The 2,496-nt window shown below is 75.4% G+C and carries 1 protein-coding gene and 1 pseudogene; both read left to right on the top strand.

What is annotated here, in order from left to right; translation table 11 throughout:
• Positions 1 to 956, top strand: a 956-nt coding sequence (locus tag GPJ59_RS35465) for an exopolysaccharide biosynthesis polyprenyl glycosylphosphotransferase (RefSeq protein ID WP_258025408.1), incomplete at its 5' end; no start/stop codon positions are given.
• Between the two features lies 1 nt (position 957).
• Positions 958 to 2,301: pseudogene (locus GPJ59_RS35460) on the top strand (O-antigen ligase family protein); the annotation flags it as partial.
• Between the last annotated feature and the right edge of the window lie 195 nt (positions 2,302 to 2,496).

The raw sequence follows: 2,496 nt of genomic DNA, 5'->3' as shown, positions 1-2,496 counted from the left end.
GGGCGAGCGCGGTGGCCGCCGCCCTGCACGAGCGGCGCGAGTACGGGCTGCGCCCCGTCGGCCTCGCCGAGACGGGGGCGCCGGGCGGGGGCGGCGGGGACGGGCCCGCGACGGGGGTCCCGGTGCTCGCCACGCACGAGGACATCCGCCGCGCCGTCATCCAGAACTCGGTGCGGCACGCGGTGTTCACCCGGCCGCCCGAGAGCGACGAACGCACGGCCTCGCTGGTCCGGCTCTTCCACGACCACGGCTGCCGGCTCTGGCTCGCCGACCCCGTCGGCACCGCCAGGATCACCGGCATGCGGGTGGCCCGGCCCGCCGACCAGATCTGGGGCTTCGCCGTACAGCCGCTGCTGCCCCGCCGCGGCCGGCCCGTGGAGCGCTCGGCCAAGCGGCTCATCGACGGGGCGCTCGCCGCGCTCGCGCTGATCGCGGCGGCCCCGGTGATGGGGCTGTGCGCACTCGCCGTACGGATCTCCGACGGCCCCGGCGTGATCTTCCGGCAGGAACGGGTCGGCCTCTACGGCCGGCCCTTCACCTTGCTGAAGTTCCGTACGCTGCGCGCCGACGAGCACGAGTCGGCCACCCGCTGGACGGTCGCCGGCGACCACCGGATGAGCCCGGTCGGCTCCTTCCTGCGCAAGTCCTCGCTGGACGAGCTGCCCCAGCTGTGGAACGTGGTCCGCGGCGACATGAGCCTGGTCGGCCCGCGCCCCGAACGGCCCTTCTTCGTCGCGAAGTTCTCCTCCCTCCACCCCGGCTACGAGGCCCGGCACCGGATGCCCGTCGGCATCACGGGCCTGGCCCAGATCAACGGCCTGCGCGGCGACACCTCCATCGAGGACCGGGCCCGCTTCGACAACCACTACATCGACACCTGGTCGCTGTGGCAGGACCTGTGGATCCTGGCCCGCACCGCGGCCTCCTTCTTCCGCTTCCGGCTGGGGGGCAGCTGACATGAGCCTCGCCGTCTCCGCGACCACATCCGCTCCCGCGTCCGGCACTTCCTCCGCCGGACGTACCGACGTACGCGGCATGCTGCGCCGGCACTGGCCGCTGCTGCCGCTCGTCGCCACCGTCCTGCTGCTCCTCGCCCCGCTCCCGGCGGGCGACGCGACCGCCTCGGGCAAGGTCACCCCGGCCGACGCGGCCTCGCTGCTGCTGGCCTTCGTCTGTGGGGTGCAGGCCCTGCGCGGCGAGGTGCGCCGGCTCACCCCCCTGGGCGTCCTGGTCCTGGGCACGCCCGCGATCGGGCTGGCCGTCGCCACGGTGACCGCCGGCGATCCGTACGCGGCGCTGCCGGGCTTCGTGCGCTACCTCCAGGTGTTCGTCCTGGTCCCGGCAGCCGTGGTGCTGCTGGTGCGGGACGGGCGGGAGTTCCGGCTGGCCGCCGGGTGCTTCGTCGTCCTGGCCCTGGTCCAGGGCGCGGTGGGCGTCGTCCAGTACGCGACCCACACCGGCGCCTCGTACCAGGGCGAGGACATCCGGGCCGTGGGCACCTTCGGCCCCGGCGACGTGATGGGCATGGCGACCGTGGTCGCGTACGGGCTGATCGTCGCGACGGCGGCCGCGCTGTCGCCGGCCCTGGCGCGCCGGACCCGGCGGGTGGCCGGGGCCTGCGCCCTGGCCCTGGTGCTGCCGCTGGTGCTGTCCTTCAGCCGCGGCGCCTGGATCGCGACCGCGGGCGCCGCCGTGCTGGTCATGCTGCTGGCGGGGGTGCGCCGGGCCCTGAAGGTGCTCCTCGCGCTGACCGCGAGCGGCGTGGTGCTCGTCGGCGGCTTCGGGGTGGGCTCGGAGATGGTCGCCGAGCGGCTGACGTCCATCACCCAGGTCGGCTCCGCGCCCGACCAGTCGGTCACCGACCGGTACACGATGTGGGCGGCGGCCTCCTCGATGTGGCAGGAGCGCCCGGCCGCCGGCGTGGGGCTCAAGGGCTTCCCGGCCCACCGCGACGGGCACGCCTCGCTCGGCCTGTCCTCGGGCAGCGACACCGCCGGCGCCGGCCAGGGGTACGTGCGCCAGCCGCTGCTCTCCCCGCACAACATGTACCTGCTGATCCTCAGCGAGCAGGGCCTCGTCGGGCTGACCGCGCTGGCCGGCGGCTGGGCGGCGCTGCTGGTCGCCGGGCTGCGCCGGGCGCTCCGGCCCGACGCCGCGGCGCGCCGGGTCCGCGACTGCGGGCTGATCGCCCTCGGCCTGTTCGCCTGGCAGCTGACCGACTTCCTCTACGCCGACATCGGCGGGCCCTCGACGGTCCTCACCGGGGTGATCATCGGCCTGGCGGCGTGGTGGGCCCTGGCGGACGCGGGGCCCGGCGGGGCGGGGCACGATGCGGCGGGGGGGGGGGGGGGGCGGGGGGGGGGGGGAGCGGGGGGGGGGGGGGGGGGGGGGGGGGGGGGGGCCTTTTTACACTACCCAGCCCCCCCGAGCGCGGGGCCGAGCGGTTGGTGCGGTGTGTTTGTCGATAAAAAAAAAATAAGAAGAGAACTATTGAGG

Source organism: Streptomyces bambusae, from assembly GCF_019400985.1.
Lineage (GTDB): Bacteria > Actinomycetota > Actinomycetes > Streptomycetales > Streptomycetaceae > Streptomyces > Streptomyces bambusae_A.
This window is presented reverse-complemented; position numbering and strand designations above follow the sequence as displayed.